This is a genomic window from Herbidospora daliensis, assembly GCF_001570585.1.
In the GTDB taxonomy this organism is placed as follows: domain Bacteria; phylum Actinomycetota; class Actinomycetes; order Streptosporangiales; family Streptosporangiaceae; genus Herbidospora; species Herbidospora daliensis.
The window spans coordinates 125785-150797 of sequence record NZ_BBXF01000003.1 but is presented as its reverse complement, the minus strand read 5'-3'; the positions used below and the strand labels follow the sequence as shown (position 1 = coordinate 150797).

At 71.1% G+C, this 25013-nt stretch carries 27 protein-coding genes; 16 read left to right on the top strand and 11 right to left on the bottom strand.

The features are described 5' to 3' along the window. Positions 1 to 334: 334 nt before the first annotated feature. The gene (locus AW274_RS16125) at positions 335 to 1207 is read right to left on the bottom strand and encodes a hypothetical protein (protein WP_063813388.1); all 873 of its coding nucleotides are present in this window, start codon (positions 1205 to 1207) and stop codon (positions 335 to 337) included. Positions 1208 to 1625: 418 nt separating this feature from the next. Here AW274_RS16125 and AW274_RS16120 point away from each other — a divergent pair, with 418 nt between their 5' ends. From AW274_RS16120 to AW274_RS16100, 5 genes are read left to right on the top strand one after another with little or no spacing between them, the layout of a single operon-like run. Then, positions 1626 to 3797, top strand: a complete 2172-nt coding sequence (locus AW274_RS16120) for a discoidin domain-containing protein (protein ID WP_232320140.1) — start codon at positions 1626 to 1628, stop codon at positions 3795 to 3797. 58 nt (positions 3798 to 3855) lie between these two features. Further along, positions 3856 to 5133: a DUF1996 domain-containing protein gene (locus AW274_RS16115; RefSeq protein WP_062432389.1), complete on the top strand. Its 1278-nt coding sequence runs from the start codon at positions 3856 to 3858 to the stop codon at positions 5131 to 5133. Next, complete coding sequence (locus tag AW274_RS16110) at positions 5130 to 5669, top strand: DUF305 domain-containing protein (RefSeq protein ID WP_063813461.1); 540 nt, start codon at positions 5130 to 5132, stop codon at positions 5667 to 5669. Before AW274_RS16115 ends, AW274_RS16110 begins: the two co-directional genes overlap by 4 nt. 19 nt (positions 5670 to 5688) lie before the next feature. Continuing rightward, entirely contained in the window at positions 5689 to 6549 is an 861-nt protein-coding gene (locus AW274_RS16105; protein WP_062432381.1) for an LLM class F420-dependent oxidoreductase, read from the top strand. Positions 6550 to 6568: 19 nt separating this feature from the next. Next, on the top strand, positions 6569 to 7606 hold the full coding sequence (locus AW274_RS16100) for a YihY/virulence factor BrkB family protein (protein WP_083974355.1): 1038 nt from the start codon (positions 6569 to 6571) through the stop codon (positions 7604 to 7606). On the opposite strand, the gene AW274_RS16095 is transcribed toward AW274_RS16100, so the two are convergent. From AW274_RS16095 to AW274_RS16060, 8 genes are all read right to left on the bottom strand, one after another. Further along, positions 7590 to 8021, bottom strand: a complete 432-nt coding sequence (locus AW274_RS16095; protein ID WP_062432379.1) for a DUF3592 domain-containing protein — start codon at positions 8019 to 8021, stop codon at positions 7590 to 7592. The two genes, AW274_RS16100 and AW274_RS16095, sit on opposite strands and share 17 nt — an antisense overlap. Positions 8022 to 8037: 16 nt before the next feature. Next, positions 8038 to 8988, bottom strand: coding sequence for a serine hydrolase domain-containing protein (locus AW274_RS16090; protein ID WP_062432377.1), 951 nt, complete (start codon positions 8986 to 8988; stop codon positions 8038 to 8040). Further along, complete coding sequence (locus AW274_RS16085; protein WP_062432375.1) at positions 8985 to 9446, bottom strand: Clp protease N-terminal domain-containing protein; 462 nt, start codon at positions 9444 to 9446, stop codon at positions 8985 to 8987. The genes AW274_RS16090 and AW274_RS16085 overlap by 4 nt, the downstream gene beginning before the upstream one ends. Before the next feature lies 1 nt (position 9447). Beyond that, positions 9448 to 9666 carry a hypothetical protein gene (locus AW274_RS16080; protein WP_062432372.1) on the bottom strand — a complete coding sequence of 73 codons (219 nt, stop codon included), beginning with the start codon at positions 9664 to 9666 and terminating at the stop codon, positions 9448 to 9450. A gap of 32 nt (positions 9667 to 9698) precedes the next feature. Then, positions 9699 to 11090, bottom strand: a complete 1392-nt coding sequence (locus AW274_RS16075) for an FAD-dependent monooxygenase (RefSeq protein ID WP_062432369.1) — start codon at positions 11088 to 11090, stop codon at positions 9699 to 9701. 78 nt (positions 11091 to 11168) lie between these two features. Beyond that, positions 11169 to 11918, bottom strand: coding sequence for a lysophospholipid acyltransferase family protein (locus AW274_RS16070; protein WP_062432366.1), 750 nt, complete (start codon positions 11916 to 11918; stop codon positions 11169 to 11171). Between the two features lie 28 nt (positions 11919 to 11946). Next, positions 11947 to 13581, bottom strand: a complete 1635-nt coding sequence (locus AW274_RS16065) for a thiamine pyrophosphate-binding protein (protein ID WP_062432363.1) — start codon at positions 13579 to 13581, stop codon at positions 11947 to 11949. Further along, complete coding sequence (locus AW274_RS16060) at positions 13578 to 14351, bottom strand: cyclase family protein (protein WP_062432360.1); 774 nt, start codon at positions 14349 to 14351, stop codon at positions 13578 to 13580. The genes AW274_RS16065 and AW274_RS16060 overlap by 4 nt, the downstream gene beginning before the upstream one ends. Before the next feature lie 120 nt (positions 14352 to 14471). Here AW274_RS16060 and AW274_RS16055 point away from each other — a divergent pair, with 120 nt between their 5' ends. The 10 genes from AW274_RS16055 (at position 14472) to AW274_RS16010 (ending at position 21066) form a co-directional block, all read left to right on the top strand. Further along, positions 14472 to 14750 (top strand): hypothetical protein, encoded by a 279-nt coding sequence (locus AW274_RS16055; protein ID WP_062432357.1) that lies wholly within the window; start codon positions 14472 to 14474, stop codon positions 14748 to 14750. Positions 14751 to 14762: 12 nt separating this feature from the next. Further along, complete coding sequence (locus AW274_RS16050; protein ID WP_062432354.1) at positions 14763 to 16157, top strand: sensor histidine kinase; 1395 nt, start codon at positions 14763 to 14765, stop codon at positions 16155 to 16157. Continuing rightward, positions 16154 to 16816, top strand: coding sequence for a response regulator transcription factor (locus AW274_RS16045; protein ID WP_062432351.1), 663 nt, complete (start codon positions 16154 to 16156; stop codon positions 16814 to 16816). Before AW274_RS16050 ends, AW274_RS16045 begins: the two co-directional genes overlap by 4 nt. Before the next feature lie 90 nt (positions 16817 to 16906). Next, a complete protein-coding gene (locus AW274_RS16040; protein ID WP_062432348.1) occupies positions 16907 to 17653 on the top strand; it encodes a hypothetical protein in 747 nt (248 codons plus the stop codon). An 8-nt stretch (positions 17654 to 17661) separates the two neighbouring features. Beyond that, positions 17662 to 18204 carry a class F sortase gene (locus tag AW274_RS16035; RefSeq protein ID WP_062434526.1) on the top strand — a complete coding sequence of 181 codons (543 nt, stop codon included), beginning with the start codon at positions 17662 to 17664 and terminating at the stop codon, positions 18202 to 18204. Between the two features lie 56 nt (positions 18205 to 18260). Beyond that, positions 18261 to 19253: a dihydroxyacetone kinase subunit DhaK gene (gene dhaK / locus AW274_RS16030; RefSeq protein WP_062432345.1), complete on the top strand. Its 993-nt coding sequence runs from the start codon at positions 18261 to 18263 to the stop codon at positions 19251 to 19253. Further along, the gene (dhaL, locus tag AW274_RS16025; protein ID WP_198169246.1) at positions 19253 to 19840 is read left to right on the top strand and encodes a dihydroxyacetone kinase subunit DhaL; all 588 of its coding nucleotides are present in this window, start codon (positions 19253 to 19255) and stop codon (positions 19838 to 19840) included. Before dhaK ends, dhaL begins: the two co-directional genes overlap by 1 nt. Next, positions 19840 to 20220 (top strand): dihydroxyacetone kinase phosphoryl donor subunit DhaM, encoded by a 381-nt coding sequence (gene dhaM, locus AW274_RS16020; RefSeq protein ID WP_062432342.1) that lies wholly within the window; start codon positions 19840 to 19842, stop codon positions 20218 to 20220. Before dhaL ends, dhaM begins: the two co-directional genes overlap by 1 nt. Before the next feature lie 11 nt (positions 20221 to 20231). Then, a complete protein-coding gene (locus AW274_RS16015; protein ID WP_062432339.1) occupies positions 20232 to 20600 on the top strand; it encodes a cupin domain-containing protein in 369 nt (122 codons plus the stop codon). Between the two features lie 85 nt (positions 20601 to 20685). Continuing rightward, positions 20686 to 21066: a DUF4190 domain-containing protein gene (locus AW274_RS16010; protein WP_062432336.1), complete on the top strand. Its 381-nt coding sequence runs from the start codon at positions 20686 to 20688 to the stop codon at positions 21064 to 21066. Here the strand turns inward: AW274_RS16010 and AW274_RS16005 are convergent. Next, on the bottom strand, positions 21056 to 21340 hold the full coding sequence (locus AW274_RS16005; protein WP_062432333.1) for a VOC family protein: 285 nt from the start codon (positions 21338 to 21340) through the stop codon (positions 21056 to 21058). The genes AW274_RS16010 and AW274_RS16005 overlap by 11 nt on opposite strands. Continuing rightward, on the bottom strand, positions 21337 to 21591 hold the full coding sequence (locus AW274_RS16000) for a Smr/MutS family protein (protein WP_061297662.1): 255 nt from the start codon (positions 21589 to 21591) through the stop codon (positions 21337 to 21339). Before AW274_RS16000 ends, AW274_RS16005 begins: the two co-directional genes overlap by 4 nt. 105 nt (positions 21592 to 21696) lie before the next feature. On the opposite strand from AW274_RS16000, the gene AW274_RS42645 reads away from it, so the two are divergent. Continuing rightward, a complete protein-coding gene (locus AW274_RS42645; protein ID WP_062432329.1) occupies positions 21697 to 25002 on the top strand; it encodes a S8 family serine peptidase in 3306 nt (1101 codons plus the stop codon). Positions 25003 to 25013: the final 11 nt, after the last annotated feature.

Sequence of the window (25013 nt, the reverse complement as noted above, 5' to 3'; positions counted from 1 at the left end):
CGATCGTGTAGGCGGTCTGCACCCGAAGGCAACTCCCGCCCTGCCAGACCGCGTGCTGACGCTTCGCCCGCCGAAAATTCTCGCGGCGCTGTGGCGGCGGAAGCGGATCGGAATCGGGCCCTCGGCGGGGATCACCGATTCCAAGAGCGTGATGACACTGTCGGCCACGATCCGCGCGGATACGACGCGAACAAGAAGACCAACGGCAGCAAGCGCGTCATCACCACCGACCACGCTCGGCCTACTGTCGGTCGTCGGCGCGATGGCGGCCGTTATACCTCGGCAAAGGCGTCGCCGCTGACCCGCGAACGCGGTGTGCGTGCGGCCTTTGCGCTTAATCGTGCGACAGGAGCTCTTCTGCGCTGTCGACGTGGAAGACGCGTTCCAGCCACGTCTCCGTCACCTCGGGATCAACGCAGGCCAGGATTCGGTCGCGGAGTTCCTCGGTCACGGGGAGCCGGCGGTGGCGGAGGATCGCCAGCACGGCTTCGGCCTTGCCCTCGGCCCTGCCCTCCGCGACGAATCCGCGGGCCCACTCGCTGCGGTACTCCCTGGATGCCACACCCATCAGTGTCCTCCACAGCTGGGAGGCGGCTTCGCTCAACGCCTCCGAGAGATAGTCAGTGTACGTTCTGGCTTCTTTGGCGTCCTTTTTCCCGAATGCCAGGACGCCCGCGCTGGTCGCCGCGAGCACCGATTCACGGTGCGGACCTTCGGCGTGTGCCAGGGCGGAGAGCGTCGCCAGCTCGGGATTGGCGATGGCCTGCGCCGGGTCGGTCACCAAGGGGAGGGCGGACAAGCCGATCACATAGGGCGTCACGATGGACGACGGCCCCAGGACGATCGGCGCGGACACGCGTTCCGCGCCGTCGGCGCGGGGCCACATCACGAGCAGGATGGTCTGGCACTTGTGGCGGGCCCGGACGGCCGTGACGTACTTCGGCCACGTCCACACTTTGTGCGGATCGTGGTCGCGCTGCATCTCGACGACGCAGGCGAGGACCGGCCGTCCCCTGTTGCGGAGCACGATCACGGAGTCGGCCCGCAGTTCGACGGGTTTGGCCTCGTTCGTCACCGGGGTCTCGATGCGCGCTTCCTCGTAGGAGGGCACGTGGACGCCGAAGGTCTCGATCAGAAGGTCGGGGGCCAGGCGGGGGTTGTTGGCGAACAGGTCCAGCCACATCTCGTGCTCGGTCGTGGGCGGCATGCCTCCGACATTACGCACCGCGACCGGCGAAACCCGGTGTGTTATCGAAGCGTTATAGGTCTAGTGGACGTACGAGCTCGTCCACGGATTCACGGCCATCACTTAAACGATCATGAAGAGAACGTTCCCTCATCAGGGTGACCCGCACTGGCTGCGCTCGTCAATGGCTCACACCGGGGCTTGTCAGCAAAACGCCCCCTGACATCGGCGGGAAGCGTTCCATCGGATATTCAAAGCTCAAACGCCACTCGTCAGCCCCATGATCGCTTCAGGAGAGCGCTCTCCGATCCGGTTAACCCTTTCGCCTTCGTTACGTCAGAGTTAATTTGATACTTGACAGATATCGGAACAAAAGGAGAACCTCAGGGCCCAGGGAGCGCTCCCCGAACTTCACCCCCCGCCCTCCCGAGGAGACACGTTGAGTTCATCGCGCAGTCCGGGCCGGTTACGCCTGGGCGTGCTCATCGCGGCAGCGCTGGCGCTGCTCGCCTCCTACGTCGCCATCCAGCCGGCCCAGGCCGCCGACGCCCTGCTCTCGCAGGGGAAGACCGCCACCGCCTCCTCGGTCGAGGGGGCCTTCACGGCGTCCGCCGCCGTCGACGGCAGCACCGGCACCCGGTGGGCCAGCGCCTTCGCCGATCCCCAGTGGATCCAGGTCGACCTGGGCGCCTCGGCGACCATCAGCCAGGTCGTGCTCAACTGGGAGGCCGCCTACGGGCGGGCGTTCCAGATCCAGACCTCCGCCAACGGCTCCACCTGGACGACCGTCCACACCACCACCGCCGGAACGGGCGGCGTCCAGACCCTCAACGTGACCGGCACCGGGCGTTATGTCCGCATGTACGGCACCCAGCGGGGCACCGCCTGGGGGTACTCCCTGTGGGAGTTCCAGGTGTACGGATCGACCGGCCCGACCGGCACGTGCGGCGGCAACGCCGCGCTCGGCAAGCCGATCACCGCGACCTCCACCGAGGGGACGTTCGTCGCGGCCAACGCCGTCGACGGCGTCGCCGGCACGCGGTGGGCCAGCGCCTACGGCGAGCCCCAGTCGGTGACGATCGACCTCGGTGCCACCACGTCGATCTGTGGCCTGACGCTGGTGTGGGAGGCCGCCTTCGCGCGGACGTACCAGGTCCAGGTCTCGCCGAACAACACCACGTTCACCCAGATCTACGCGACGACCACGGGCGCCGGCGGCACCGAGAACATCACCGCCACCGGGTCGGGCCGTTACCTGCGGATCGTGATGAGCAACCGGGCGCTGCCGTTCGGCGTCAGCCTCTTCGAGATCCAGGTGCGCACCGGAACCACCACGACGAGCCCGTCGCCGTCCCCGTCCCCGTCGCCGAGTCCCAGCCCCTCTCCCTCCCCGTCACCTGACCCGGGTGGGGAACGGCTGCTGTCGTACAACAAGCCCGCCGTCGCCTCGACGTCGCAGAGCGACGGGAACTGCTACGAGTGCACGCCGGCCCGCGCCTTCGACCTCGACCCGGCCAGCCGCTGGGCGACGAGCTCGACCACGGGCTGGGTCGACCCGGGCTGGATCTACGTCGACCTCGGCGCGGTGGCCCAGATCCGCAGGGTGGTCCTGCAGTGGGACCCGGCGTTCGCGCGGTCGTTCAACATCCAGACCTCCAACGACGCCACGAACTGGACCAACGTCTACTCCACCACGACGGGGACCGGCTTCAAGCAGTCGATCAACGTGACGGGGAGCGGGCGGTACGTCCGGATGTACGGCACCCAGCGCGCCACCCCCTACGGCTACAGCCTGTGGGAGTTCCAGGTGTACGGCACCGGTGGCGCCCCGAACACCCCGCCCGCCGCGCCGCCCGACCCGCGCAACCCCCCGCAGCTGGTCTGGAGCGACGAGTTCAACGGCGCGGCGGGCACCAAGCCCGATTCGGCGAAGTGGCGGCCCGACCCCGGCACCGGCCCGAACAACGAGCTGGAGTACTACACGAACAACAACAACGCCAACATGAACGGCGCCGGGCAGCTGGTCATGGAGGCCCGCCAGGAGGTCACGCCGGGCTCGTCGTGTCCGGGCGGGACCTGCCAGTACACCTCCCACCGCATGAACACCGGCACGAAGTTCCACTTCACCTACGGCCGGGTCGAGGCCAGGATCAAGGTGCCCAAGGGCAACGGCCTGTGGCCGGCGTTCTGGATGATGGGCGCCGACTTCCTGACCGGCCGTCCGTGGCCGTACAACGGTGAGATCGACATCGTCGAGGTGCTCGGCAAGGACGTGAAGACGTCGTACACCACGATCCACGCGCCCGCCTACAACGGCGGCGGCGGGATCGGCGCGCCGAACACCCTGCCGAACGGCGCCGACTTCTCCGACGACTACCACGTGTGGGCCCTCGACTGGAACAGCCAGGGCATGACGTGGAGCGTCGACGGCCGCCAGGTCTTCACGCTCAGCAAGGCCCAGGTCGAGGCGACCCGCGGCCCGTGGGTGTACGACCACCCGTTCTACATCATCCTCAACCTCGCCGTCGGCGGCGACTGGCCGGGTCCGCCGGACGCCTCCACCGGCTTCCCCAAGCAGATGCTCGTCGACTACGTGCGCGTGTACCAGTGATCCACCTCTCCGGGGGCCCCACGCCCCCGGGGAGCACCCCCCACCATTGGAGTACGCGATGTCCCTGACCATCACGTGGGCCAGGATCGCCGCGATCGGCGTGCTGATCCTGGCGATGCTCACGATCGTCACCCAACGGGCCGAAGCGGCCCCCATCTCGCAGGGCAAGACCGCCACCGCGTCGTCGGTCGAGGGCGGGCACGTCGCCGCCAACGCCGTCGACGGCAACGCCGGCAGCCGGTGGTCGAGCCTGTTCTCCGACCCGCAGTGGCTGCGCGTCGACTTCGGCGCCGCGACCACGATGAACCAGGTCGTGCTGCGCTGGGAGGCGGCCTACGCCACCGCCTACCAGCTCCAGACCTCCTCCAACGGCACGAGCTGGACGACGGTCGCCACCCGCACCGCGCAGACCGGCGGCGTGCAGACAATCGGCTTCACCCAGACGTCCGCCCGCTACATCCGCGTCTACACCACCGCCCGCGCCACGGGCTACGGCGTGTCCCTGTGGGAGTTCGAGGTGTACGGCCCCGGCGGCGGCCCCACCCCGACGCCCACCCCGACCCAGCCGCAGGGCCCGATCGTGCGGGTGTCGGAGTTCCTGGCCGACTGCCCGTTCACGCACCGGCTCCCGGACGACCCGATCATCTACCCGAACCTGCCGGGCGCCTCGCACATGCACTCGTTCTTCGGCAACCTGACGACGAACGCGAACTCGACCGTGGAATCGCTGCTGGCCGGCGACTCCAACTGCAACCCGCGCATCGACCTGTCGTCGTACTGGGTGCCGACGCTGTACGTCAACGACCAGCCCGTCGAACCGGTCATCACGACCTTCTACTACCTCGGTGAGGGCGTGCGGCCCGAGATCACCGCGCAGATCCAGCCGCTCCCGCTGGGCCTGCGCATCGTCGCCGGCAACGCCAAGGCGACCGCGCCCGACAGCACGACGATCGCCCGGTGGTCGTGCCTGCACGCCAACGAGGCGGGCGCGTCGAAGGACTTCGTGAACTGCCCGGCCGGGACGATGCTGGAGTCGTACCTGGACTTCCCGCAGTGCTGGGACGGGGTGAACCTCGACTCGCCCGACCACAAGAGCCACATGGCCTACCCGGTCAACCAGGCGTGCCCGTCGACCCACCCGGTGCCGGTGCCGAAGTTGCGCCAGGTGCTGCGTTACCCGGTGAGCGGCGATCCGTCGCGGATCCGCCTCTCGTCGGGCCGGGGATTCACCATGCACGGTGACTTCTTCAACGCCTGGCCCGAGGCCGAGATGTGGCAGCGGGTGCGCGACTGCATCCGTCCGGTCATCAAGTGCGGGGCCAACGGCCGCCCATGAGACGCCTCGTTCTCGCCGCCCTGATCCTCGCGCTCTCTTCGTGTACGTCTGAGGCGCCGCCGCCCCCGCCGACCCCGGTGGTGGCCGTGGCCTCGTACAACCCGACGGACGTGGCGTGGGCGCAGCTCATGGCGGCGATGAACGAGCGCATGCTGAAAGTGCTCGACCTGGCCCCGAACCGGGCCGCGGACCCCGCGCTCGCCGAGCTGGCGGGGTCCGTCGGCCAGGGTCACCGGGCCGAACTGGCCCGTCTTCGCGCGCTCCTGACCAGCGCGAAGGCGGGCCCCAACCCGCACGAGGGGCACGACATGCCCGGCATGCCGACCCCGATCCTGATCGAGGCGGCGGCCAGGGCCAAAGGGAAGGCGTTCGACAAGATCCTGGTCAGGAGCCTGAAGGGCCACCTCGACCAGTCGGCCATGGTGACCGCCAGCGAGCAGAAGGCCGGCGCCGCCGGGGACGCCCTCGCCCTGGCGGCCGACATGACGGCGGCGCGCACCGCGCAACGGGAGGCCCTCGCGGGGCTTTCGAGGTAATGGCGGTAAGAATGTAAGCATGAAGGTTGGACTTCAGATCCCGAGTTTCACGTACCCCGGCGACCCGGTGCTCAGTGACCGGCTCGCCCAGATCGTCACCACCGCCGACCAGGCCGGGTTCGACACCATCGCGGTGATGGACCACTTCTGGCAGATCCACGGCGTGGGGGCTCCCGAGGAGCCGATGCTGGAGGCGTACACCACCCTGGGCTGGATCGCCGCGCACACCTCGCGGGCGCGGCTGCTGGCCCTGATCACCGGGGTGATCTACCGGCAGCCCGGTCTGCTCGCCAAGATCGTCACCACCCTCGACGTGTTGTCGGGGGGCCGGGCCTGGCTGGGCATCGGCGCGGCCTGGAACGAGGAGGAGTCGAAGGGCCTCGGCTTCCCGTTCCCGCCGCTGGCCGAACGCTTCGAGATCCTCGAAGAGGCGCTGCAGATCTGCCGTCAGATGTGGGACGGCGACGAGAGCCCGTACCGGGGACGGCACTTCCAGCTGGAGCGGCCGCTGAACTCCCCGCAGCCGATCACCCGCCCGCACCCGCCGATCATGATCGGCGGCGGCGGCGAGAAGAAGACGCTGCGCCTGGTCGCCCAGTACGGCGACGCCTGCAACCTCTTCCCGTCCGACCAGCTCCAGCACAAGCTCGACGTGCTGCGCGGCCACTGCGAGGCGGTCGGCCGCAACTACGACGACATCCAGAAGACGGTCTACTACGCCTACGACACCACCCACGGTGCCCAGAAGATCGTCGACGACCTCGGCGGCTTCGCCGAGATGGGCTTCGGCCTGGCGATCGGCCAGGTCAAGGGGGTGTACGAGCTGACCCCGCTGGAGCAGATCGGCTCAGAGGTGATCCCGGTCGTGCAGCTGATCTGAGATTGGGTAACTTGGCGGCGTGGGCTCAGCGACCCTCGTCCCCCAAACCCAGTCGATGACCGGCGACGACCTGTCCGCCGACGACGCCTGGCAGGCTCTGCGCGCCTACGGCGCGTGGCGGCTGGCCCGCGACTCGTTCGTGCGGTTCCGCTACGGCGACGGCATGAGTCATTCGCGCGCCCTGGCGTTCCAGATGTGCCTGTCGATCATCCCGGGCGCGATCGCCCTGGTCGGGCTCTCCTCGGTGGTGCACACCGAGGACCTCGGCCAGGTCCTGGCGCTGACCCTGAGTCAGCTGAGCCCGGGAGAGGGCGTCGCGGCCGTGCGCAGCATCCTCGACGGCGGCACCCGCTCCGACGCCGTGGCGTTGTGGGCGGGCCTCGGCACCGCCGTGTTCGCCCTGGTCAGCACGATGGCCCAGGTCGAACGCGGCGCCAACCGCATCTACGGCATCGAACGCGACCGCCCCTTCCACCGCAAATACCTGCGGGGGCTGGTGCTGGCCACGACCGCCGGCTCGTTCATGGTGGCCGGGTTCGTCATCATGGTCGGCGGCGACGCGCTGAAAGAGGCCCTCACCCGCGTGTACGACTGGGGCCCCGCCCTGCGCTTCGCGTTCGACCTGGTCAGGTGGCCGCTCGGCTTCCTGCTGGCCCTGGTGGCGACCTCGGTCATCTTCCGCGCCTCGCCCCGGCGCCGCCAGCCCGGCCACACGTGGCTGGCCTTCGGCGCGCTCGTCACCCTGGTGTTGTGGACGACCTTCACCCTCGGCCTGGCCCTCTACACCAGCCTCAACGAGGGCTTCGGCGAGACCTACGGCCCGCTGACGGCGGTGATGGCGCTGCTGCTGTGGTCGTTCCTGACCTCGATCGCGCTGTTCCTCGGCCTGGCCTTCGCGGCGCAGCTCGAAGCCTCCCGCACCCACGAGACCGAACCCGCGCTGCCCGACCCCGGCCCCACCAAGGAGGAGGAGCGGGAACCGATCGTGGGCGCGGTCGGCATGGCCCTCCTGGCGGCCGCCCGGGTGCTGCTGGCGAGGGTCACCAGACGCCGCTGACGACCACCCCGACCGCGACGGCCAGCACCGCCGCCCCGAGCCCCATGAGCACCCGCCCGGCCGTCGTGCCGTGCCCGGCGACGGTGTCGATGCGCACGTCACGCGGGTCGGCCGGGTCGTAGAGCACGCCGACGCGGTCGCCCTTCGCGGCCGGCGCCGGGTTGCCGCCGACGGGCGAGCGGGCCTCCACGACCCGGCCGTCGGCGGTGCGGAACCGCAGCACCGGCAGGTAGACGTGGGCCGGCCGGGGCCGCTGCGCCACCCCCGTGCGGCTGACCCGCAGGGCGATCACCTCGCCCTCGGCGCGGACCGCGGTGGCCAGGAAGGCCCGCGCCGCCCGCCGCACCGCCTGGCCCTGGGCGAGCAGGTGCAGGCCGACGAACTCCAGGATCAGCCCCAGGACGATGCGCTCCACCCCCGCAGGGTAGCTTTCACGGCCGGAAGGCCGCCTCCAGCAGCTCGGTGAAGATCGCGATCGGGTCTGACCAGTCGCCGTTGGTGTTCGCGACCAGCATTCTGCGCCCGTCGCGGCTGCCGTAGGCGTACGTCCACGACCCGAAGATCGCGCCGCCCATGCCCCACACCGTCTCCCCGCTCGACAACGTCAGCGACGAGACGCCCAGGCCGTAACGCCCGGTCGCCAGCCAGTCCGTGGTGGGCACCGTGGTGAACATCTCGTTCTGGAGGTGCGGGGGCAGCAGGTCGCCGCGCAGCAGCGCGGTGAAGAAGTCGCCCAGGTCGGCGATGGTGGAGATCATCCCGCCCGCCGCCCAGAACGGGGAGGCGTTGAGCTCCGTGACGTCGTAGGTCTCGGCGTCCGGCGACGGGTCGTGGAGGCGGCTGAAGTGCCGGCCGTGCGGGCCCCGGAAGTCCATGTCGTCGCCGGCCGGCAGGTAGGTGCCGGGCAGGGCGCGGGTGATCCGGCCGAGCGCCTCGCTCAGCGGGCGGCCGGTGATCGTCTCGATGAGCCGCCCGACGAGGGCGTAGTTGGTCTGAGAGTAGTGCCAGCCCTCCCCCGGCGGGAACGCCGGGGGCTTCGCCAGGCCAATGGCGATCAGCTGGTCGGGGGCGGGGTGTTCGTGCTGGTTCACCTCGTCCTGAAAGCGCAAATAGTCGGCCAGGCCGCTGGTGTGCGACAACAGCTGGCGCAGGGTCGCGCCGCCCGGTTGCGGATCGTCGAGGCCGGCCAGGCCCTCGCCGACCAGGGTCAGCATCAGCGTCGCGACGAAGGTCTTGGTCGTGCTGCCGATGCGGAACTCGTGGTCGCGCTCGCGCGGCGCGCCGGCGGCGCCGAACCAGCGCCGGTCGCCGTCGCGGACCTCGGCGGCGATGCCGGGCAGGCCGCCCTCGGCGACGGCGCGGTCGAGAATCTCCTGGATCACGCGGGGTCCCCGGAGAAGCGGGCGATCAGGGCGGGCCGGTCGAACCCGGCCAGGGCCAGGGCGCGCGGCACGGTGCCGATCTCGGCCTGGAGGATGCCGAGCAGCAGGTGGACCGGCCGCAGCTCCTTCTTGGTGCGCGCCCGGGAGAAGGCGCGGTCGAAGGCGAGCTTGGCCGACGCCCCAAGGGAGGTCGGCGGGTCGCCCACGCGGGTCGGCTTCGGCAGGCGGTAGGCCGCCGCCGACACCCCGACCGTCTGGAGGCTGTGCTCGAACTCCCCCTGGAGCGCGGCCCTGATCTGGTCGGGGCCGAGCCCGGCCGCGATGAGCTCGGCGTTCTCCCCCGCGACGGCGATGCCGAGCAGCAGGTGGTGGGCCTCCAGGGTGGCCGAGCCGTCGTCGAAGGCCTCCAGCCGGGCGTGCTGGATGACGGTGTTCAGGTAGTGGTCGATGGCGGCCACGTCAGCGCCTCCTCAGGGGGACACCGGCTTCGATGAGCCGTTTGGCGTGCTTCTTGTGGACCGCCTGGCGGGTGATCCCGAGCGCCTCGGCCACCTCGGGCCAGCTCCATCCGTCGCGCATGGCCTGCTCGACGGCGGCCTCCTCCAGCTGGTCGGCGAGCCGGCGGAGCGCGGCCACGGCGGCCAGGGCGTCGGCGGGATCGGTGAGTTCGGGCGGCATGAAGCAACCGTAGTTGACTAATTTCCAATTAGTCAACCGGAGTTGCTCGCGCCGAACCACCTCTCCAGATGGACGTCGAGCTGCTTCTGGTCCTCCCCCACCCAGGCCACGTGCCCGTCGGGGCGCAGCAGCGCGTTGGGAACACCCAGGTCCTCGCGGAGGACGTCGACCCGGTCGTGCCACCCCGCCGCGGAAAGACCGCCGACCAGCAGGCCCCGGCCGCCGCGCATCGACGCGTACAGCGACCTGTGGTTCCGCATCCGGCGGCCGACCAGGTCGTCGTCGGAGCCGAAGTCGTAGCGCACCCCGATCGCGGTGATCTTCTCCAGCAGGAAGCGGGTCACGTTCTCGAAGTCCATCAGCTCCGACAGCAGCGCCCTGACCGCCTTCGGCCCCGGCTCGGTCGACAGCAGCAGCATCTGGGCGGCCGTGTTGACCAGCACGTTCGCCGCCACCGGGTGGCGTTCCGCGTGGTAGGTGTCGAGCAGCCCCGCCGGGGCCCAGCCCGTCACCTCGGCCGCGAGCTTCCAGCCGAGGTTGAAAGCGTCCTGCACGCCCAGGTTGAGGCCCTGCCCGCCGGTCGGCGGGTGGACGTGCGCGGCGTCGCCCGCCAGCAGCACCCGGCCGACGCGGTACCGCTCGGCCAGCCGGGTCGCGTCGCCGAAACGGGACAGCCAGCGGGGCGAGCGGGCACCGAAGTCGGTTCCGGCGTAAGCGACCAGCTGACGGCGGAAGTCGTCGAGGGTCGGCGGGGCGGTGGAGACCTCGGCGGCCGGCACGCCGACCCGGTAGACGCCGTCGCCCTGCGGGATCGCGCCGAACTTGAGCTCCGTCTTGCGGACCTCGGCCACCACCTCCGCGATCGTCTCGGGCGCGGCGGTGAGCTCCATCTCGCCGAGCAGGGTGTCGACCCGGCTGGGCTCGCCGGGGAAGGCGACGCCGAGCAGTTTGCGCACGGTGCTGCGCCCGCCGTCGCAGCCGACCAGGTGGCGCGCCCGGAGCGTGGTGCCGTCGGCCAGTTCGGCGGTGACGCCGTGGTCGTCCTGGGTGAGGCCCGTCAGTTCGATCCCGCGCCGGATCTCGGCGCCGAGACGGGTGGCGTGCTCGGTCAGCAGGCGTTCGGTGACGACCTGCGGGATGCCCAGCAGGTAGGGGCAGGAGGTGTCGAGTTCCACCGGCCAGGGTTTGACGATGCCGGCGAAGTGGCTGGTGAGGGGGTATTGCTGCCCGTGGGCGAGGAACTCGCCGAGCAGGCCCCGCTGGTCCATGATTTCGAGGCTGCGCACGTGCAGGCCGAGCGCCTTGGAGTGGGTGACCGGTTCGGCGAGCCGCTCCACGACGACCGTCTCGACGCCGTGCAGGCGGAGTTCGGCGGCCAGCATGACTCCGGTCGGCCCCGCGCCGACGATGATGACGTCAATCATGAGCGGTGATTCTGCGGCACACCCCGGGGCTTGTGGCAAGACCCGGGGTGCGCTATAGCTTGGTAGTGGCGGGGAGGTTCAGTCGCCGCGGTTCTCGCGTTCCTTGCGCTCCGCCTCGTCCATCGCCGCCGCCTCTTCGGGCGTCGGCGCGGTGCCGCCGAGATGGGCGGGCTGCCACCAGGTGCCGGTTCCGTCGTCGGGGTACGACCGCTGCGCCTTGTCGACCAGCTCCGACAGGCGGCGGTGCAGTTCGGCGGCGGCGGCGTCCATGTCCTCGCGGCGCTGCGGGCGCATCGGCTCGCCGATCGAGATGGTGATCGGGATGTTCCGCTGCGCGATCTTGCGCGGGCGGCCCTTCGTCCAGAGCCGCTGGGTGCCCCACAACGTGATCGGCACCAGCGGCACGTTGGTGGCGGCGGCCATGCGGACCGCGCCGTTCTTGATCTCCTTGACGGTGAACGACCGGCTGATGGTCGCCTCGGAGAAGACGCCCACCACCTCGCCCGCCTTGAGGGCCTTCAGCGCGGCGATGTAGGCCCCGGCGCCCTCGGCGCGGTCGACCGGGATGTGGTGCATGCCCCGCATCAGCGGCCCGGAGATCCGGTGGTCGAAGACCTCCTTCTTCGCCATGAACCGCACCAGCCGCCCCGCCGGCCGGGCCGCGAACCCGGCGAAGATGAAGTCGAGATAGCTGATGTGGTTGCTGACGAGGACCGCCCCGCCGGTGGTCGGGATGTTTTCGGCGCCCTCGATCTCGATCTTCATTCCGAGGACCTTGAACATCGTCAGGGCAACCCCGATCACCGGGGGATACACGCGCTCAGCCATGCGAGAACCGTAACCTACGCACGCCGGGTCAGTGCCCTCTGAACGCCTCCTCCAGCCACCACGAACCCCGTTCCCGCGTCACCTTCGCGTGGATGAGAAGCGGCAGGTCACGCGGCCCGTCGAGCCAGTCGCGCACCGCGTCGAGATCGGCCGCGGCGGTGACCGTCACGGCCGCGCAGCCGAACCCGCGCCCGATGGCGGCGAGGTCGACCGGCGGGAAGGTGACGGTGTCGTGCGGGGCCCCGTGGAAGTGGTGGACCTCCGCGCCGTAGCCCTCGTCGTCGTACACGACCACGACCATCGGCAGGCCCAGCCGCACCGCGGTCTCGAGCTCGGCGACGCCCATGAGCGCGCCGCCGTCGCCGAGCGCCGCGACGGGCAGCCGGTCGGGCCGCGCCAGGGCCGCGCCGATCGCGGTGGCGAGCCCGAGGCCGATCGACTGGAACGACTGGGTGAAGCAGAACCCGTGCTCGTCGGGGACGTCCAGGAACATCGCCGGATATCCCATGAAGTTGCCCGAGTCGACCGCCACGATCCGGTCGGCGGGCAGCAGCTCGTCGAGCCCGATCGTCAGCGTGCGGGGGTCGACGCGGCCCGCGCCGCTCTCGTCGTCGTAGGCGACGTCCTGCCAGCGCCGCCCGGCCGCGATGCGCGCGGCCAGCTCATCGCTCCGGTATCCGTCGCGCCGAGCTTCGATCAGTTCCGTTACGGCTGTCGCACACCCCGCCACCTCCCCGACGACCCCGAAGCTCACCGACCGGTGCGCCCCCAGGGCGGCGGCGTCGAGGTCGACCTGCACCACGGTGGCCGTCGGGGCGATGAGCGCGCCGTGCCGCATCGTCCACATGTTCAGCGCGCACCCCCATCCGACGATGAGGTCGGCGTCGCGGATGAGCTCGGCCGCGAGCGGCGTGGCGAAGCCGCCCGAGACGTCCAGGTCCCAGGGGTTGCCCTTGAACAACCCGCGCGCGACGGCCGAGGTCGCCAGCAGCGCGCCGGTGCGGTCGCCGAGCAGTTCGAGCTCGCGCCGCGCGTGCCGGGCGCCGCGCCCGGCCACGAATACCGGCCGCTCGGCGGCGGCGAGCACCTCGGCCAGCCGCTCGAAGGTCCCGAGGTCGGCCGCCACGACCGGAGCTGTTTCCGGCGCCCCGGCGGGCACGATCTCGGCGGGCAGTTCCCCGGCCTCGTGCCCCTGCACGTCGAGCGGCAGGTTCAGCAGCACGGTCCGCCGCTCCCGCAGGGCCAGGTGATAGGCGGCCACGGCCGTCGCGACGGCCGTCTCGGCCGAGGTGATCCGGACCGACAGCGCCCCGACCGCGTGGGCGAGCGCGGCCTGGTCGACCCAGAAGTTGGAGAGCGGCGAGGTCACCTCGCCCGCCAGCACGAGCAGCGGGGTGCGGCTCTTGGCCGCCTCGGCCAGCCCGGTGATCATGTTGGTCAGGCCCGGCCCCTGGTGCACGGTCACCACCCCGACCTCGCCCGACATGCGGGCGTAGGCGTCGGCCATGGTCGCGGCGCCGCCCTCGTGGCGGGCCGCGACGTAACGCGCTCCCCCGGCCACGAGGGCGTTGGTCACGTGGAAGTTGCCGGAGCCGACGACCCCGAAGACCGTACGGACGCCTTCGGCGGCCAGCGCCCGCCCGATCGCCTCATCTGCTTTCACCGCTCGACCAAGCCCAGCACCCGGACCGGCGACCCCGACCCGCCCGCGATCGGCAGCGGCGGCGCGACCACGACGGCCCCGGTGACCGGCAGCCGGTCGAGGTTGCGCAGCTGGGTCAGTCCGTACTTCCCGGCGCCGAGCAAGAACGAGTGGCACGGGAACGCCGGGTCGAACGAGTGCGCCGCGCCCGCGTCGGTGCCCACCGTCTCGACGCCGAGCCCGACGATCGGGGTCTGCTCGGCCAGGTAGCGGGCGCACTCGACCGAGATGCCGGGCGTGTGCGGGCCCGTCTCGTTGGCGTTGAGGAACTCGGCCTGGTCGTGGGCGCGCACGTCCCAGCCGGTCCGGTAGAGCAGCCAGCCGCCGGCGGGCAGCGGCCCGTGCTCGGCCTCCCACGCCTTGACGTGCTCGATCTCCAGCAGGAAGTCGGGGTCGGCGGCGGCCTGCGCGGCGAAGTCGAGCACGACGGCCGGGGCCAGCAGCTTCGACGGGGCGACCTGCGAGACGTCCTCGCCGTCGCGGGCGGTGACCCAGTGGACGGGCGCGTCGAAGTGGGTGCCGGTGTGCTCGCCGGTCGAGATGTTGTTCCAGTACCACCCGGGGCCGCGGTCGTCGTACCGGCTGATCTCCTGGAGCGTGAACGGCACGGTGTTGCCGAACGGCTCGGGCAGCATCAGGATCGGCGTCGACTCGGCCAGCGGCGCGGTCAGGTCGATCACCTCGATCGAACCGCCCTGGATGCCTTCGACGAGATCACGCAGCACCGACATGACAGAACCCTTTCCTCGGACTTCCGGTGATCTTCCTACAGGTTCGGCGGCGCGGGGAAGATGAGAGTGTTCTCATCGTGCTCCCATGATGTTCTCCCGAAACGGCCCGAGACTGGGGCCATGGGTCGCAGGGTGTCGGTGCTGTTGCTGATCGCCGGGGCGGTGGTCGCCGCGCTGGCCGTGTCCGGCGTCTTCGCGGCGTTCGGCGACGACGGCCCCCAGCTGGGCGGCCCCGTCGTCGTCACGGCCGAGCCGTCCGCGTCGCCTTCCGAACCCGCACCGCGCCCCTCGGCGTCCCCGGCGAAGAAGACTCGTGGTGAGCCGGTCAAACCGCCGCCCCCGAAGCAGGGCGGGGACGACGACGACGGAGATGACGACGATGACGGTGACGACGACTGATCGCGGGGTGTGATGAGCGCCCGTGCCCGGATCGTGGGCTGGATGCTCTTCCTGGTGGCGCTGGCCCTGTCGGTGTCGTTGTCGGCGACGTGGAGCATCCTGCTCGGCCGCCTCGACGCCCGCGTCAGCGCCGAACTGGAGAACGAGACCGAGAAGCTGCGCCGGTACGTCGCCAACGAGACCGCCGGCGGCCCGCCCGCCAGCGTGAAGACGCTGCTCGACGGCTGGTTGTCGGTGAACCCGCCCGACCGGTGGGAGACCTACTTCACGGTCGTCGGCGGCCGCATCGAGTCGATCCCCGGCGGCGACCGCCCCCCGGCCGCGCTCGACGCCGACGAGGCCCTGGTGCGCACGGTCGCGCGCGTCACCGACCGGCCGGTGGCCGGGTGGACCGACAGCTCGGCCGGACGGGTGCGCTACGCGGCGATCCCCGTCCAGATCACCGGCGACCCCATGATCGGCCAGTTCGTGGTGGCCGTCTTCTACGACCACCACCGCGAGGAGGTCGTGGCGTCGGTCCAGGTCCTGGCGGTCACCGGCCTGGCCGCCTTGACCCTGGCGGGCGCGGCCGGATGGTTCGTGGCCGGGCGGGTGCTGGCCCCCATCCGTCTGGTGCGCCAGACCGCCGAGGCGATCTCCGACAGCTCCGACCTGACCCGGCGGCTGGACGTCACCGGCAACGACGACGTCGCGGCGCTGGCTGCCACCTTCAACCACATGCTCGACCGCCTCGACCAGGCGTTCGCCGCGCAGCGCACGTTCGCCGACGACGCGGGCCACGAACTGCGCACCCCCATCACCGTCATCCGGGGCCACCTGGAGCTGATGGGCGACGACCCGCACGACCAGCGCGACACCCTGGCCCTCGTCGACGACGAGCTGATCCGGATGAACCGCCTGGTCGACGACCTGCTGACGCTCGCCAAGGCGGGCCAGCCCAACTTCCTCACCCTCGAACCGGTCGAGCTGGCCGAGCTCCCGGTCGCCGTGGTCGCCCGCGCCCGCGGCCTGGCCGACCGCAAGTGGCGCGTCGACGAGGTCGCCGAGGAGTACGCCGTGGCCGACCAGCAGCGGCTCACCCAGGCGTTGATGCAGCTCACCGCCAACGCGGTGCGCCACACGCAGGAGGGCGACCTGGTCGCGGTCGGCTCGGCGGTCCGCGACGGGCACGTCGTGTTGTGGGTGCGCGACAGCGGCCCAGGGGTGCCGGTGGAAGACCGCGAACGCATCTTCCGGCGGTTCGAACGCGCCCGCATCGCCGGTGAGGGCTCGGGCCTGGGCCTGTCGATCGTGCGGTCGATCGCCGAGGCCCACGACGGCCGGGTGTTCGTGATGGACGCCCCTGGCGGGGGCGCCCAGTTCGTCCTGACGTTCCCGCTGGTGGCGGAGAAGATGGAGATGGCGTGAACAGCATCCTGATCGCCGAAGACGAGGGCCGCATCGCCGCGTTCCTGGAGAAGGGCCTGCGGGCCAGCGGCTTCGTCACCACCGTGGTGACCGACGGCCTGGCCGCCTACGAGCACGCCAGAACCGGCGACCACGACCTGATGATCCTCGACATCGGCCTGCCCCTGAGCGACGGCTTCACGGTGCTGCGCCGCCTGCGCGCCGCCCGCGCCGAGATCCCCGTGATCATCCTGACCGCCCGCGACAGCGTCGGCGACACGGTCGCGGGCCTGGAGGGCGGCGCCGACGACTACATCGCCAAGCCGTTCGCGTTCGAGGAACTGCTGGCCCGGGTCCGCCTGCGGCTGCGCAGCGAACGCGCCCCCGAGGCGACGGTCCTGCGCGTCGGCGACCTGGCCCTCGACCTGCGCACCCGCCGCGCCCACGCCGGGGAACGCTCCATCGACCTGTCGACGCGCGAGTTCGCCCTGGCCGAGGCGTTCTTCCGCCACCCGGAACAGGTCCTGACGCGGGAACAGCTGCTCAGCCAGGTCTGGGGCTTCGACTTCGACCCCGGTTCCAACGTCGTGGACGTCTACGTCCGCTACCTCCGCCGCAAGATCGGCTCCGACCGCATCGAGACCGTACGCGGCACCGGCTACCGCCTCAAGTCCCGATGAGACCCCTCTAACCCGCCTCTCAGAGAGCCCCAACCCCCGCTCACCAGGCTGATCTCAGCACCGGAACCCAACCCCGAACAGGGAGCTGAGATGAACCTCGAAGCACGCCGAGCCCTCCTGGCCCTGGCCGCTTTCACCACGGTGGGCGCCGCGACCGTCGCCCTCCCGGCGGCCGCCCAAGCAGCCCCGACGTGGACGGCCACCGCCACGGACGACGATGACGACGACCGCGGAGACGACGACGATGACCGCCCCCGAGGCGGCGTCGAAACGGGCAAGGGCGGCACCTCCGACGACGACGATGACGACCGCCCGCGCGGCGGAATCGAGACCGGCAAGGGCGGCACGTCGAACGACGATGACGACGACGACCGGGCCCGCGGCGGGGTCAACGCCGGCGCCGGAGGCACTTCCGACGACGACGATGACGACCAGCCGCGTGGCGGAGTGGACACCGGCAAGGGCGGCACGCAGGACGACGACGATGACGACCGGGCGCGCGGCGGAGTCGACGCGGGTGCCGGAGGCACGTCCGACGACGACGACCGCCCCCGTGGTGGCGTCGAGACCGGCAAGGGCGGCACCTCGGACGACGATGACGACGACCGGCCCAGCGGTGGCGTGGACACCGGTATGGGTGGCGCGCAGGACGATGACGACGACCGGCCCAGCGGTGGTGTCGACACCGGTATGGGCGGTGCCGCCGGCCTGCGGTTCGTCTCGGCCGAGGAAGGGGCGAACCCGTGGGTGCCGCTCGGCATCGCCGGGATGGCCGGCGTGGGGGCGGTCACGGGTCTGATCGTGCTGGCCCGGCGTCGTCAGGGCGCCGAGTCGTGAAGACGTACATGATGAGGACCGGAGCCTTTCTGGCCGGTGTGCTGCTGCTCGCGGCGTGCGCCGGGGAGGGCGCGCCGGCGGCGCGGGCGGCCGCGGCTCCCGCGGCGGCCGCCGACGTCGCGAACCCGACCCGGGTCCGCATCCCGGCCATCAAGGTCAATGCCGCCGTCATCCCGCTGAAGCTCGACAAGAAGGGCAAGCTCCTCGCCCCGAAGCGGTTCGACGTCGCGGGATGGCACAGGTCGGGCCCGGAACCGGGCGAGAAGGGCGTCGCGGTCATCGCCGCCCATGTCGACTCCAAGTCGGGCCCGGCGGTCTTCTACCGGCTGCGCGAGCTGAGGACCGGGCACAAGATCACCGTCAACCGGGCCGACGGATCGAGCGTCACGTTCACCGTCTACCGGGTCGCCCGCTACCCGAAGGACCGCGTACCGAACAAGCTGGTCTACGCCTCCGGCGGCGGCGCCCAGCTCAGGCTGATCACCTGTGGCGGCACGTTCGACCGCGGCCGGCGCTCCTACCGCGACAACATCGTGGTGTTCGCCCGCTGATCGCCGGGAAGGGGAAGCCGTGAGAACGGCTTCCCCTTTCGCCGTGGAGGCAAGACGTGAAGAAGCTCATCAACGCCGTCGGCGACGTCGTGCCCGACACGCTCAGGGGCATGGCCGCCGCCCATCCGTCGCTGCGCGTCGACGTCGAGAACCGGATCGTGCTGCGCGCCTCCGGCCCCACGCCGGGCAAGGTGGGCCTGGTCTCGGGCGGCGGCTCGGGCCACGAGCCGCTGCACGCGGGCTTCGTCGGCTACGGCATGCTCGACGCCGCCTGCCCCGGAGAGGTCTTCACCTCGCCGGTCCCCGACCAGATGATCGAGGCCACCAAGGCCGTCGACGGCGGCGCGGGCGTGCTCCACATCGTCAAGAACTACACCGGCGACGTGCTCAACTTCGAGATGGCCGCCGAACTGTGCGCCGAAGAGGGGGCCAGGGTGGTGAGCGTCCTGGTCGACGACGACGTCGCCGTCCAAGACTCGACCTACACGGCCGGTCGGCGCGGCACCGGCGCGACCCTGTTCGTCGAGAAGATGGCCGGCGCCCTCGCCGAACAGGGCGCACCCCTGGAGGCGGTCGCCGCGATGGCCCGCACGGTCGACGACCGCAGCCGCTCGTTCGGCGTGGCGTTCTCGGCCGGCACGGTCCCGGCGGCCGGCAAACCCACCTTCGACCTGGGCCCGACCGAGATCGAACTCGGCATCGGCATCCACGGCGAACCCGGCCGTTCGCGCGAGCGGTTCCGGGAGGCCCGCGACCTCGTCCGCCTGGCCATGGACGCCATCGACGCCGACCTGCCCTTCTCCGGCGACGTGCTGGTGATGGTGAACGGCATGGGCGCGACCCCCCTCATGGAGTTGTACGTCGCCTACGGAGAGGCCGACGCCTACCTGCGCGAGAAGGGCGCGACCGCCACCCGCTGCCTGGTCGGCAACTACGTGACCAGCCTCGACATGGCCGGCTTCTCCATCACGACCTGCCTGCTCGACGCCGAGCTCACCTCGCTCTGGGACCACCCGGTCGAGACCCCCGGCCTGCGGTGGGGACGCTGATGGACACGGCCTTCTTCCTGCGCTGGATCACGATCGTCACCGAACGCGTCCGCGCCGACCGCGACCACCTGACCGACCTCGACCGCGCCATCGGCGACGCCGACCACGGCGCCAACCTCGACCGGGGCTTCACCGCCGTGGAAGAGGCCCTGGCCGCCAAACCACCAGAAACCCCCGCAGACGTCCTGACGACGACCGGAACCACCCTGATCCGCAGGGTCGGCGGGGCTTCCGGTCCTCTGTACGGCACCCTGTTCCGCACCCTCGGCCGTTCGGTCGGCGACGTGGCCGAGGTGAGCCACGAGGCTCTGGCCGAGGCGTTCGCGCAGGCCCTGGCCGCCGTGATGAAGCTGGGCTCGGCCCAGGAAGGCGACAAGACCATGATCGACGCCCTGGCCCCGGCCGTACAGGGAATGAGAACCTCACTCGACGCGGCCGCGCAGGCGGCCGGCGACGGCGCGCGGGCGACGACCGCGATGCGCGCCCGCAAGGGCCGCGCCAGCTACCTGGGCGAGCGCAGCATCGGCCACCAAGACCCGGGCGCCACCTCGATGGCCCTGGTCGTCGACGCCCTGCGGGCGGCGTGATGGTCGGCATCGTGCTGATCAGCCACAGCGCCGCCCTGGCCGAGGAGGCGGTGGCCCTGGCCGTCGGCATCGCCGGAGAGGACGCCCCCATCCGCCCGGCGGGCGGCACCGACGACGGCGACCTGGGAACCAGCCTGACGAAACTGGAGGAGGCCGTCGCCGAGGTCGACCAGGGCGACGGCGTGGTCGTCATCATGGACCTCGGCAGCGCCGTCCTCACCGCCCGCACCTTCGTCGAAGACCGCGCCGATGTGGTCCTGGCCGACGCCCCCTTCGTCGAAGGCGCCGTGAACGCCCTGGTCACAGCACAGACGGGAGCCGCCCTCGACGAGGTCGTCGCGGCGGCGGAGGAGGCCAGGACGATCGGCAAACTCTGCTAACCTCGCCGCTCGTGACAGAACGGGTGTACGTAGGCAACGCGAACGCCGACGCGCTGCTCGACCGAGGCTGGCTGCTCGGCCACTTCCGGCCGTCGGGCGACGCCCGGCACAGCGACGAGGTCGAGATCAAGTGGGGCGTCCACCCGGCCGGCGAAGAACGCGCCCAGTGGGTCACCGGCGAATCCCGCACCGCGATGATCGTCCTGATCAGCGGCCGCTTCCGCATGGAACTGCCCGACCGGAGCGTGGTCCTGGAGAAGCAGGGCGACTACCTGGTGTGGGGCCAGGGCGTCGACCACTCGTGGGTGGCCGAGGAGGAGTCGGTGGTGCTGACGGTCAGGTGGCCGTCGGTGCCGGGCTACCAGGCCCCGAACAGGTGATCCTCACCAAGGGTAATCGGATACTTCAGGTTTCCCGATAGGTTTCACCGCCAACCGGGGTCACGCTCGGTGCGTCCTCAGTCACATGAATCCCCCCGAGCACCCCTACAACCCGGCGGCGCCGAAGCAGCCCCTCCCGGCCTGGCAGCCCGCAGCCCCCTACCCGGGCGGCGCCCAGGGCTTCCCGCCGTTCCACCCGCCGCAGGTCAACGTCCACATCCCGCCGACTTCGGGCAGCGCGACGGCGTCGCTGGTGTTCGGCATCCTCGGCATCCTGGGCGGCTGGTGCCTGTTCGCGATCCCCTGTTTCCTGGCCGTGGTGTTCGGCCACATCGGCCTGGCGCAGACCTCGGGCGGGCGGCGGGGCGGGCGCGGCCTGGCGGTGGCGGGCCTGATCCTGGGCTACCTCTTCGTCATCCCGGCCCTGCTGATCGCCCTGGGTGTGGCGGGTGCCCTCAAGAGGTGACGCTGAGGGCGATCGTGCGGCCGTCGGGGTCGGTCACTGTGTGGTTGCCGGGCGCGAACCCGTGGCCCGCGCAAACGGTCAGGCCGAGGCGGAGGCGGCCCGTCGGCGGTTTGTCGCCCGCCGGGTAGAGCTCCAGGACCGTCGGCCCGAGCTGCGTGGAGAAGTGCTCGGGCCCGGTGCCGTGGCGTTCCTGCTGGAAGGTCAGGCCGAGGCCCGAGTAGAAGGCGTGGCACTCGTCGAGCCGGTCGGTGTAGAGGACGACCAGGTCGATCACTTGTGGCGGAAGTACACGAACAGGCGGCCGTGGTTCTTCGCGTCCTTGTCGATCCGGTGGTAGAGCGCCTTGATCTCCTTCTGGTCGAGGAAACGCAGCACCTTCTTCTTCAGCTGGCCCGATCCCTTACCGGGGATGATCTCGACCTCGGTCGCCTTCTTGTCGATGGCCTCCTGGATGATCCCGCGCAGGGCCCGGTCGATCTGGTCGCCCTTGTTGAAGATGTCGTGCAGGTCCAGCTTCAGCTTCATGGTCAGGAGTCTAGGTCGCGGCCACATGTGGACACTAGGCGGCGTAAACCCCTCTGGTTAGACTCCGGCTCAGATTAGACCGTTCCAAACCCGTTCGGAGGTTACGTGTCAAAGAAGTCACGGTTAGCCGCCGTAGCCGCGGCGGCAACCCTCGTGGTCGCGGGTTCGCCCCCGGCGACCGCGAGCCCGGCTCCCTCGCCGAGTCCGAGGCTCACCGCCACCCCGCTGACCAACCCCGAGAGGGTCACCGGCGCCAAGTCGCCGACCGGTCAGCTCGCCAGGAGCGACCAGGCGCTGATCACGTCGCGGTCGGCCAGTCCCGTCAACGTCGTGGTCAAGCTCGACTACGACGCGCTCGCCGCCTACGAGGGCGGGGTCGACGGGCTGGCGGGCACCTCGCCGTCCGTCACCGGCAAGGCGCTCGACCTGCGCAGCACGGCCGCGAAGAACTATCTGCGGCACATCGAGGGCATCGAGAACACCTTCCTCGCCGAACTGCCCAAGCGGGTGGGCGGCGCGAAGGTCGGGCAGCGGCTGCGGACCGTCTACGGCGGGGTGGCGCTGACCGTGCCGGCGAACAAGGCCGCCGAGCTGTTGAAGATCAAGGGGGTGGCGGCCGTCCAGGAGGACAAGATGGTGCAGCCGCTCACCGACTCCAGCCCGGCCTTCATCGGGGCGCCGACCGTCTACTCGAAGCTGGGCGGGGCGCCGAACTCCGGCAAGGGGGTCGTCGTCGGCGTCCTCGACTCGGGCGCGTGGCCGGAGCATCCGCAGTTCGCCGCGTCCGGCGGCATCCCGGCGCCGCCCGCCAAGGCCGACGGCACCGCGCGGACCTGCGACTTCGGCGACAACCCGCAGACTCCGGCGGCCGACGTGTTCGCCTGCAACAACAAGCTGATCTCGGGGCAGCCGTTCCTCGACACCTACAACGCCGCCGTCGGCGGCGAGGTCTACGGCGACAGCGCCCGCGACTCCAACGGGCACGGCACGCACACCGCGACCACCTCGGCGGGGGCGCCGGTGGCCGACGCCAATCCCCTGGGCATCTCGCGCGGGCCGATCCACGGCGTCGCGCCGGCCGCGCACGTCGCGGTCTACAAGGTGTGCGGGGCCGAGGGGTGTTTCCAGTCCGACTCGGCGCAGGCGGTGGCGCAGGCGATCCTCGACGGCGTGCGGGTGATCAACTTCTCGATCAGCGGGGGCGCCGATCCGTACAGCGACCCGGTCGAGCTGGCCTTCCTCGACGCCTACGCGGCGGGCGTGTTCGTGGCGGCCTCCGCCGGGAACGCCGGGCCCGGGGCGGCGACCGCCGACCACCTGAGCCCGTGGGTGACGACCGTGGCGGCCTCGACCCAGACGCGGACCTACCAGTCGACGATCTCCCTGTCGGGCGGGACCACCCTGAAGGGCGCGAGCGTGACCGAGGGGGTGCCGGGGAACACGCCGGTGGTGCTGGCGTCGGCGCCGCCGTACAGCGACGCGTTGTGCCTCAGTCCCGCGCCTCCCGGGCTGTTCAGCGGGAAGATCGTGGCCTGCCAGCGCGGGCCGAACCGGGTGCTGAAGGGGTTCTCGGTACGTCAGGGCGGCGCCGTCGGCATGATCCTCTACAACGCCGAGCCGCTCGACGTGATGACCGACAACCACTGGCTGCCGACCGTGCACGTCGACAAGCCGGCCGCCGACCAGCTGCTCGCGTGGAAGGCGGCCAACCCGTCGGGCACGGCGTCGTTCACCCGGGGCGCCAAGGCCACCTGGCAGGGCGACGTGATCACCACGTTCTCCTCGCGCGGGCCGGGCGGCGACTTCCTGAAGCCCGACGTGACCGCGCCGGGCCTGCACATCCTGGCCGGCACCACCCCCACCCCCGAGTCCCCGCTCGAAGGGCCGCCCGGCAACCTCTACATGTCGATCGCGGGCACCTCGATGTCCTCGCCCCACGTCGCGGGCGCGGCGGCGCTGCTGTTCGCGCTGCATCCGACGTGGACGCCCGGCCAGGTCAAGACCGCCCTGGAGACCACGGCGAAGACCTCCGTCGTCAAGCAGAACGGCGCCACCCCGGCCGACGCGTTCGACATGGGCGGCGGCCGCATCGACCTGTCCAGGGCCGGCGACACGGGGCTGACGCTCGACGAGTCGGCCGAGAACTTCGCCGCCTCGGCGGCCGACCCGCTGAACCGCATCGACCTGAACCTGCCGTCGGTGAACGCCACCACCATGCCGGGCGTCATCACCGCCAAGCGCACCTTCACCAACGTCACCGGCTCGACCCTGACCTACACGGCGACCGGCAAGACGGTCTCGGGGGCGTCGATCGTGGTCGTGCCGCCGCTGTTCACCGTCAAGCCGGGCAAGAAGCAGACCGTGCAGATCGTGATCGCCGCCCCCGACCTGCCCGACGGTCAGTACTTCGGCCAGGTGGACCTCAAGCAGGTCGGCGGTTCCCGCCGGCAGCACCTGCCGGTGGCGTTCGTCCGCGGCGAGGGCGCCGTGCCGGTCGAGCAGACCTGCGCGCCCGCGTCGATCCCCCGCGACACGGGCGAGTCGACGTGCACGGTGACCGTCCACAACGACACGCTCGACGACACCGAGGTCACCGCGCTGAGCACGCTGAACTCGCGGCTGCGGCTCAACTCGGTCACCGGCGCCACGAAGGTCGGCACCCAGATCGCGACCACCAAGAAGGCGCTGGCGGGCCGTGAACCCGACGCCCCGGCGATCGCCCCCGGCGCGCTGTTCGGCTACCTCCCGCTCGACGCGTTCGGCGTCTCACCGATCCCGATCGGCGACGAGCAGGGGCTCAACTTCACCGTCCCGGCCTACCGCTACGCCGGGCAGACCTACACCCGCCTGGGCGTGACCTCCAACGGCTACATGGTCGCGGGCGGGACCACCACCGCCCAGGAGATCACCTTCGTCCCGCAGGATCTGCCCGACGCCGCCCCGCCGAACGCGGTGCTGGCGCCGTTCTGGACCGACCTCGACGGCACCGGCGCGCCGGGGATCTACGCCACGACGCTCACCGACGGCGTCTCCACCTGGCTGGTCGTCGAGTGGCGGCTCAACCTCTTCGGCACCGCCGACCTGAAGACGTTCCAGGCCTGGATCGGGGTCGACGGGTCGGAGGACGTCACGTTCGCCTACCCGGCGCCGATCGCCTACCCGGGCGACGCCTACGGGCTGACGATCGGGGCGGAGAACGCCGACGGCAGCCGGGGCGGCCGGATCCCGGCGGGCGCCGGCGCGGCCTCCGACTACCGGGTCACCACCACGCCGGGCTCGCCCGGCGAGTCGCTGACGTACACCCTGAAGGTCAAGGGCGTGTCGGCGGGTGAGGGCACGGTCACGACGGCGACCTCCACCGAGAAGGTGAAGGGCGTGACCGTCGAGGTCGACCGGATCACCGTCCAGTAGGCCCGTCCAGT

Excerpts from the sequence above, each read along its gene's own strand:
- AW274_RS16125 (WP_063813388.1), bottom strand. The coding sequence starts at position 1,207 with ATGCCGCCCACGACCGAGCACGAGATGTGGCTGGACCTGTTCGCCAAC.
- AW274_RS16115 (WP_062432389.1), top strand. The coding sequence starts at position 3,856 with ATGTCCCTGACCATCACGTGGGCCAGGATCGCCGCGATCGGCGTGCTG.
- AW274_RS16110 (WP_063813461.1), top strand. The coding sequence starts at position 5,130 with ATGAGACGCCTCGTTCTCGCCGCCCTGATCCTCGCGCTCTCTTCGTGT.
- AW274_RS16105 (WP_062432381.1), top strand. The coding sequence starts at position 5,689 with ATGAAGGTTGGACTTCAGATCCCGAGTTTCACGTACCCCGGCGACCCG.
- AW274_RS16080 (WP_062432372.1), bottom strand. The coding sequence starts at position 9,666 with ATGCCGCCCGAACTCACCGATCCCGCCGACGCCCTGGCCGCCGTGGCC.
- AW274_RS16075 (WP_062432369.1), bottom strand. The coding sequence starts at position 11,090 with ATGATTGACGTCATCATCGTCGGCGCGGGGCCGACCGGAGTCATGCTG.
- AW274_RS16070 (WP_062432366.1), bottom strand. The coding sequence starts at position 11,918 with ATGGCTGAGCGCGTGTATCCCCCGGTGATCGGGGTTGCCCTGACGATG.
- AW274_RS16060 (WP_062432360.1), bottom strand. The coding sequence starts at position 14,351 with ATGTCGGTGCTGCGTGATCTCGTCGAAGGCATCCAGGGCGGTTCGATC.
- AW274_RS16055 (WP_062432357.1), top strand. The coding sequence starts at position 14,472 with ATGGGTCGCAGGGTGTCGGTGCTGTTGCTGATCGCCGGGGCGGTGGTC.
- AW274_RS16050 (WP_062432354.1), top strand. The coding sequence starts at position 14,763 with ATGAGCGCCCGTGCCCGGATCGTGGGCTGGATGCTCTTCCTGGTGGCG.
- AW274_RS16040 (WP_062432348.1), top strand. The coding sequence starts at position 16,907 with ATGAACCTCGAAGCACGCCGAGCCCTCCTGGCCCTGGCCGCTTTCACC.
- AW274_RS16035 (WP_062434526.1), top strand. The coding sequence starts at position 17,662 with ATGATGAGGACCGGAGCCTTTCTGGCCGGTGTGCTGCTGCTCGCGGCG.
- dhaL (WP_198169246.1), top strand. The coding sequence starts at position 19,253 with ATGGACACGGCCTTCTTCCTGCGCTGGATCACGATCGTCACCGAACGC.
- dhaM (WP_062432342.1), top strand. The coding sequence starts at position 19,840 with ATGGTCGGCATCGTGCTGATCAGCCACAGCGCCGCCCTGGCCGAGGAG.
- AW274_RS16010 (WP_062432336.1), top strand. The coding sequence starts at position 20,686 with ATGAATCCCCCCGAGCACCCCTACAACCCGGCGGCGCCGAAGCAGCCC.
- AW274_RS16000 (WP_061297662.1), bottom strand. The coding sequence starts at position 21,591 with ATGAAGCTGAAGCTGGACCTGCACGACATCTTCAACAAGGGCGACCAG.